Below are 7,521 nucleotides of genomic sequence, written 5' to 3'. Positions count from 1 at the left end.
GCTGAGGATTTAGCTGGGTGGCTGTCTTTGCACCGCTTTTATCCAGGGGTTGCCGATCGCTTGCACTCGTTGCAGGAGAGTTCGGTGAAAGTGGCGATCGTCACTACAAAGGAAGGCCGTTTTGTGCGAGAACTTTTGCAGCTAGCAGGCGTACAAATGCCGTCGGAGTTAATTTTTGGTAAGGAATATAACAAGCCTAAACACCAAATTTTGCGGGAATTTTTGGCAGCGTCTGGCAAAGATTCGACTATTTGGTTTGTGGAAGATCGGTTAAAAACTTTGCTGTCGGTGAAACAGCAGCCGGATTTATCTCAGGTGAAGTTATTTTTGGCTGATTGGGGTTACAATACTTTGCCAGAACGGGAATCTGTGGCTCAAAATCCACCAGTTCAATTGCTTTCTCTGTCCCAGTTTGTCGGAGATTTTGCCGATTGGCTGCCGCTCGACTGTTGAGGTTAGATTTGTTGACAGGTGGGATTTTTTTTTCGCTTTTCAGAGGCGAAAAAAATCACAAAATTTTACATCTTTTGTGTTGACTTTTGCGGGGTAGACATGGTATTTTAATATAATGGGATGGTGACACAAATAATATTTGTGTCACCATCCCATTATAAGTTAAATATAACAAAAGTCACTCAAAAAAGCAAGATTATCGACAAAAAAAATGTTTTTTTAGAGACTATTGCAGGCACTCTTGACCTCCAAAACTGGGTTTTTTTACTATTTCTGCGGGCGGGTAGGAAGTATTATAATTTATCAAACCGCGTGTATGACAAAAAACCAAGCTTCGGCACCAAAAAATTGAAAAGTATTTTGATAATTTCTCAGCGTGAAAGCTTTCTAATATTGAGACTTAAAACCAATGCTCGATTTAACTAAAGCAGCCAAGGCAATGCAGGGAATGAGCCAACATTTGAATGTGGAAGCTCAGGCCGCTCGCCAGCGTTTGGAAGTGGCTCAGAATTTGCTAGTAAAGGCGGCAGCGGAACAGGAAAAATTGGTGGAATTGCAAGAGAATTGGCGCGATCGCACTTTATTCAATGCTGCCACGCCGATCGAGCCATTGTCCGATCGTACCTACATCACCGCACCCCCCGCAGCTCACACAGTCTTTGCCACAGACGGCTCGCAAATTTCCCCCAACCATCACGAAATAGCCTACTGCTACCTGCTAAACGTCGGCACAGTCATGCTGCACTACGGACAAAGCCGCCACCCAGTTTTAGACAGCGTACCCGAGGTTTTCTACAAACCCGAAGACTTGTACGGTTCGCGACAGTGGGGAATTAGAACCGAAGAATGGATGGGATACCGGCGAGCAGTTTCGGAAGCAATTGCCTTAGCAGAAATGGGCTGCAATTGGGCAAAAGTTAACGACAATAAATTGCCCGCGCCAGCTTTAGCAATGGTAGACGGTTCCCTGATTTATTGGTTTTTGGAACAGTTACCCAGCGAAGCGCGCGATCAAATTTTGTTACCAATTTTAGAAGCTTGGGACAAGTTGCGTTTAGCAGGAATTCCGCTGTTAGGATACTTAAGCGCTTCTCGCAGCAGCGAAAGCTTATCTTTTTTACGGTTTGAAGCTTGCACCCACGAAGTACCAGACTGCATGACAAATTGCCCGAACGTCGGATTTGCCGCCACAATTTCTTTCGCTGACAAAGCACCTTGCCAAGAATTTGAACCTCTGCGGGATGCCATCTTGTGGGCAACAATCCTGTCACCGGGACAAAGAAGCCCTTTGTGGAAATCCCAAGCTCGAATTTTAGATTTGTACGGCCTCAATTCAGTTTATTTCTGTTACGTTCACGTTGGCACAGAAATTGCTAGAATAGAAGTGCCGGAATGGGTAGCACAAGATACAGCACAGCTAGATTTAGCATTAGGAATGATGCTGGCTCAAGTACACAAAGGTGGCGGGTATCCGGTGACGCTAGCAGAAGCTCACAATCAAGCGGTAGTCACGGGGGGCGATCGAAGTCGCTTTTTCGCTTTGTTAGAGCAGCAAATGATTAAAGCCGGCTTAAAAAATGTCGGAATTTCTTATAAGGAAACACGGAAACGCGGCAGTATTGCTTAAACTTAAAATCACAGGAGTTGTGTTCTTAAACCTGGTTTTTGACAAAGCTATTTGGTTTGATGATTATATAGGAAGAAATCGGGCGTTCTAGTTTCATGTCCGCAGTCTTAAATTAAAGTTAAAAATGTTATATGCCAATAGAATTAATTATCTTAATTGCTTCATTACTTGTATCTTGGCTGGTGTTTAATTGGGCTTTTAAAGTGTTGAAAGCCAGCATCGGGACAGCGATTGCTTTAGCAGCAATTGTGCTGGCGATGCAATTATTGTTTGGTATCGGTCCAAATCAGCTTTTCCAACACATAATTCACCTGCCGGAAACCCTGGGGAAAATGATTTCAGGCAAGTAAATCAATTTGAAATTTGCGATTTTAGATTTTAGATTGGAGGACGAATCTAATTGAATGTATGCCAAGGTCTGCTGTGGTGGCACAGAGGCCTGTCGCTCAAATAAGTGTCACTCAAAAATGCGACTGGTCGATCGCTCGGTTCGATCGCCACAATAAAGCTAACGTATCGAGATAAAAGCAAATGAATATAGCTTTATTAATGGCTTGGGCGATCGCCGGATGGTGTGGAACGATTCCCAGGGGGCCCTGGCGGTTTCCTCCTCCTCCCGATCCGTTCCGAGAAATTGCCTTCCGACTCTCTGGCCTAGCGGGTGGCATTGCTGGGGGCTTTCTCTACAGCAGCGCTTTCCCGATGCAATCGCTGGATGCAGTCAATGTGGGGGTGACAGCGTTTGGGGCCTTCCTGAGTGGGATGCTGGCATCTGACGTGGCGGGATTGGCGATGGGGCTAGGCGATCGGAATCCTCAGCTTAACGTGAAGTGAATCGCAGATAAAAAGTGCAAACAAAGGTTGAATAGAAAACTTGACGGGGTAAGAACCCCGTCAAGTCCTGTATCTGGGTATTCCGAAAATTTTCCCTCTTCCCTCTTCGTTCTTCCTTCAGATATTAACTTCCCAGCATTTGCAATTTGTACAAACTGGCATACAACCCTTCTTGCTGCAACAATTCTTCGTGGCTGCCAGACTCTACTAACTGCCCGCGTTTGAGCACTAAAATACGATCGACATTTCGGATAGTCGAGAGCCTGTGAGCAATAATTATCGCCGTTCTGTCCGCCATCAAACGCTCTAGAGCTTCTTGAATTAAAGCTTCCGTTCCCACATCCAAACTAGCAGTTGCCTCGTCTAGAACTAAGATACTGGGATTGCGAATGGCGGCGCGAGCAAACGCTAATAATTGCTTTTGTCCCCCCGAAAGATTAGTTCCCCGTTCCCGCAATTGCGTATCATAACCTTGAGGCAACTGTTCGATCAACCGGGCAACATTTGTCTTTTCTGCTGCTGCTTGAATTTCCTCAATCGAGTAACTTTCTCCCAGGCTGATATTGCTCTTCACGTCACCAGCAAATAGAAAGCCATCTTGGATAATTACGCCTATGTGCCTGCGTAACTCTGCTTGAGGCAAATCCCGAATATCCACATGATTAACCAGAATCCGTCCTCGCGTCGGCTCGTAAAGGCGGCACAGGAGACGGATAATCGAACTTTTGCCCGCACCGGTAGGGCCAACTAATGCTACTTTTTCGCCGGATTTGATGGTGAAATTGAGGTTTTGCAGGACATATTCGTTTTCTTTATAAGCAAACCACACGTTGTCAAATTGGATTTCTCCCGATTCAGAATTCGGCGACTTGGCATTTTCTCCCCCCCGAAGCTTGGGGGGGTTGGCGGGGGGTGATTGGGGATTGTTAGGCACTAAACGATATTCTGAACTTGCTGGATTTTGATGATTATCTGCCAATTCTCGATCCAACGGAGACAAGTTGTAAGCCGTTGCCTCTGGATGTCCAGTTATCAACAACGGTGAATAACCTGCCCTTCTTCCTTCTGCCCTCTTCCCTCTTCCTTCTTCCTTCTGCCCTCTGCCCTCTTCCTTCTTCCCGCTAGTTGGATCTTTAATTTCGATCGGTTCGTTGAGAATATCGCTAATCCGTTCGACTGCCGTAAATCCTGCTTGAATTGCCGTGAATTTCTCCGCAAATTGCCGCAGCGGATCGAAGAGACGCTGAGCAAATAAAATGAATGCAGAGAGAGTACCGAAGTTAAGATTACCGGCTAAAACCCTTTGACCCCCCATCCACAAAACGGCTGCAATCGCTACTAAAGCAATCCATTCTAATGTCGCAGATACGGCTGAGTCGTAAAATATAGTTTTGTCAACTGCTTTAATGTAGCGTTTATTGGTGACGCGAAACAATTCTGAGTTGAATTTTTCGCGGCGGAATAGCTGCACTACGCCAATACCGGTCAGGTTTTCTTGCAGTTGTGCGTTGAGATCGGAAAGTTCTTCTCGGGTATTGTAATTTGCTATGCGATATTGGTACTGGAAATAAACTATGACTGCGGTAATTGGTATCATCATCAGCACCAACATTAAAGCTAGTTGCCACTGCATGGTAAACATGAAAATGGCAATTACTAAAATTGAAAATAAATCGCTGACAATGCCGATCGCCCCTGAAGAGAAAACCTCTCCCAAAGCTTCTACATCGCTGGTGAGGCGGGTCATCAATTTACCGACAGGAGTGCGATCGAAAAATCTCACTGCTAGGGATGTGACGTGCGCGAACAAATCATTTCTAATATCTGTAGTAATTATTTGCCCTACTTTCGTGACTAAATAGCCTTGAACTGATTGCAGTGCTAATCTAAGTGTTATAGTTAGCATGAGCAAAATAGCCAAAATATTCAATGCAGCAGATAGAGACAATCCCCGCAAGAATTCGTAGGTAGGTTCCGAGCGAATTACCGAAATTGCCTGTCCGATGAGAATGGGTTGAATTGCTCCTGAGACTGCTAGCGGTACTAATAGTGCGATCGAAATAATCAGCAAGCGTTTGCTGCGGGTTGCGTAAGATGCCAACCTCATGAATAACCGCCAGTCTGTTTCCTGGCCGGATTTGTTTTTGGTGTCTGCTACTGGTGAGGAAATTGTCATCCGATTTTAGATTTTAGATTTTAGATTTTAGATTTTAGATTGCAAAAGCTATTATGCTGCTAAATTTGGGGACTTTTGCTGAGGATATGGAGCTTTTTTTCGCTGCGCGGCTTGTAGGGCTGGCTGGCGAGATCAGTTCGCTCAGATTTGAGCAAAAAAGCTGTACAATATATCCAACTAACAATTGTAGCAAATAGAGTCAGTTAAATTAGGAAATCTTATACAGCTCCAGCAAATTCTCGAACCAGACAGCGCTCAGTCACCCATATTTATTACAACAGCGGATACCCCCTACTTGCCACTTTATGCCTTTAGACATAGAGTTGGCCACGGGTTTTATTTGCTGGTTAAATGCTTGCTTTTAAAAATACACTTCACTCCATTGAAGAAATTAATTTTACATTTCACCCTCGTCCCAAGGAAAGTGTATTAGACTTTGTACTGATAAATTATGCACGAAATAGAGACAGCACGATTGTATCTGAGAAAATTTACACCTGACGACTTAGATGATCTGTACCCCATCTACAGCGATCCGGAAACCATGAAATACCTCACAGGAGTTAGAAGTAGAGAAGCAACAGAAATCGCCATTCATACCATGCTCAAACGTTGGGAAGAAAACAACTTTGGAATGTGGGCTGTAGTACATAAAATAGACCGTAAAATGATAGGTCGCTGCGGACTGGGTTTTCTGGACAGAACATCGGAAGTTGAACTCGGCTATGTACTCAACAAACTTTATTGGAATCAAGGATTGGTAACAGAAGCATCTTTTGCTAGTCTAAAGTATGGATTTGAAATCTTACAGTTTGATAGAATAGTTGCGATCGCCCGCCCAGAAAATATCGCCTCCCAGCGGGTGATACAGAAAGTTGGCATGAAATATGAAAAAAATGCTCACTACTACGAAACAGATGTAGTGTATTATTCTATATCGCGAGAAAGTTACCAGTCCCAAGTATTTTCGTAGGGTGCGCACTGCGCACCTTACTGCATTTAAATTACTGACATCGCAAATTGGCATTATTGTCGGCTGACAACTACGAAGTCCTTTGCAATTGCTTGTTAACTTTTTGAATTTTCTTAGCAAAATACTCTTGTCGGTGTCCCAATTTTTTAGCCACGTCTAACCCTTTTTGATAGGATTCCAAAGCCTTATCGTAAGCCTTCATCTCTTGATAAACTTGACCGATATTGTCATAAGTGTTCATCAATCCGTAGAAATTGTAAGCCCGCTCTTCTAACAGCAACTGCATTTGATAAATCCGCAAAGTCTGTTCCCACTGCTTTTGCGCTCGATAAAGTAAAGCTAATTTATCCAAAGCTTCGCTAGCCTGGGCATACTGTTGAATAGGGACGGCTAAATTGTATGCTTCCTGATAGTATTGAGCTGCTAAATTGATTTGACCTATGGTTTGATAATCGCTGGCGATCGCAATTTTGAGCGGTGGTATAGCGCTGGGATTTTGCAAGTTAAGATACACTGATGCTAGTTTTTCCCTTGCTGCGATCGCCTTTAGGGGTTGTTTTGACTGCTGGTAAACGTAAGCTAACTGTCTCAGAGTATCTACCTCAGTTGGAGGAGTTACAGGTTGCGGCGGCGCGCCGTTTCCCGCAACAACAGCAGAATTTGGTACAGCAGAATTAGCAGCAAATAAAGCGCGGTTTTCCTGAATTAAAGTTGCCAATTCCTCATACACGGAAGCAGCTTTATCGTAACTCAACCAATTGACGTGAATTAGCGCGATCGCCTTCAAAATCTGACCTTGAGCCAATATATCTTCGTTTTGGCGCGCATTTTCGAGAATTTCTTGGTAAACTTCTACAGTCGGGCCTTTAGCGCGCACCTGCTGAAAAGCCGCAGCGAAGGCGGGGAGCAACTCAGTATTAAGTGGTACTTGGGATTTGACTTCTTTTTGAATTGCTTGCAACCGTTTGGTAATAAGCTGTAGTTCGAGGTTTTTACCATTGCTCCAAGCAACATTTCCCACCCGACTCAAAGCAGCAATTTCCGCCGCCGGGCCCAAATACCTCCGCAGCCGCAATTCTCGGAACCAAATTTCAAAAGCACCAGCGCCGTCTCCAGCTTCCAGTTTAGCCGCTGCTTCTAAGTTTAACTGCTCCAAAGCCGCTGTCAGTTCGTCCCGCTGAGTGCTGCTCAAAGATTCATTAGCGGGAGCTAGGGGATCGGGTGTGGTAATTTCTAGAGGATTAGGAGAAAATTGATCGAGGCCTGGTGGATTAGTTTGGGCGCTAGCAATAGAACCAGCACACAGCCACAAGAAAAGCAAGCACCCAATTGGCACAGAACTTCTCATTCTTAAAATTTGGTTGCCGCGATTCGGCATCTCTTCTGGAAACATCAAGTTTTGCATATCTACAAAACGGTATAAATTATGTCACAAAGATGGCACAAAAGCAAACTGTT

Annotated in this window: 7 protein-coding genes; 5 read left to right on the top strand and 2 right to left on the bottom strand. The window is 44.5% G+C overall.

The features are described 5' to 3' along the window. From QUA38_RS25985 to QUA38_RS25970, 4 genes are all read left to right on the top strand, one after another. On the top strand, positions 1–453 hold a 453-nt coding region (locus QUA38_RS25985), incomplete at its 5' end, for an HAD hydrolase-like protein (protein ID WP_333167012.1). A gap of 409 nt (positions 454–862) precedes the next feature. Continuing rightward, on the top strand, positions 863–2,080 hold the full coding sequence (locus QUA38_RS25980) for a DNA double-strand break repair nuclease NurA (protein ID WP_333167010.1): 1,218 nt from the start codon (positions 863–865) through the stop codon (positions 2,078–2,080). A 131-nt stretch (positions 2,081–2,211) separates the two neighbouring features. After that, a complete protein-coding gene (locus QUA38_RS25975) occupies positions 2,212–2,430 on the top strand; it encodes a hypothetical protein (protein ID WP_172184703.1) in 219 nt (72 codons plus the stop codon). A 181-nt stretch (positions 2,431–2,611) separates the two neighbouring features. After that, the gene (locus QUA38_RS25970; RefSeq protein WP_333167008.1) at positions 2,612–2,914 is read left to right on the top strand and encodes a hypothetical protein; all 303 of its coding nucleotides are present in this window, start codon (positions 2,612–2,614) and stop codon (positions 2,912–2,914) included. Between the two features lie 124 nt (positions 2,915–3,038). Here the strand turns inward: QUA38_RS25970 and QUA38_RS25965 are convergent, their stop codons facing one another. Then, a complete protein-coding gene (locus QUA38_RS25965) occupies positions 3,039–5,090 on the bottom strand; it encodes an ABC transporter ATP-binding protein (protein ID WP_333167006.1) in 2,052 nt (683 codons plus the stop codon). A 451-nt stretch (positions 5,091–5,541) separates the two neighbouring features. On the opposite strand from QUA38_RS25965, the gene QUA38_RS25960 reads away from it, so the two are divergent. Continuing rightward, positions 5,542–6,063, top strand: a complete 522-nt coding sequence (locus QUA38_RS25960) for a GNAT family N-acetyltransferase (protein WP_333099994.1) — start codon at positions 5,542–5,544, stop codon at positions 6,061–6,063. Positions 6,064–6,133: 70 nt separating this feature from the next. On the opposite strand, the gene QUA38_RS25955 is transcribed toward QUA38_RS25960, so the two are convergent. Beyond that, positions 6,134–7,456, bottom strand: a complete 1,323-nt coding sequence (locus QUA38_RS25955; protein WP_333167004.1) for a tetratricopeptide repeat protein — start codon at positions 7,454–7,456, stop codon at positions 6,134–6,136. Positions 7,457–7,521 lie beyond the last annotated feature (65 nt).

This window comes from Microcoleus sp. Pol12B4 (assembly GCF_036701385.1).
In the GTDB taxonomy this organism is placed as follows: Bacteria; Cyanobacteriota; Cyanobacteriia; order Cyanobacteriales; family Microcoleaceae; genus Microcoleus.
The sequence above is the reverse complement of the archived record's forward strand: the minus strand, read 5'-3'. Positions and strand labels throughout refer to the sequence as shown.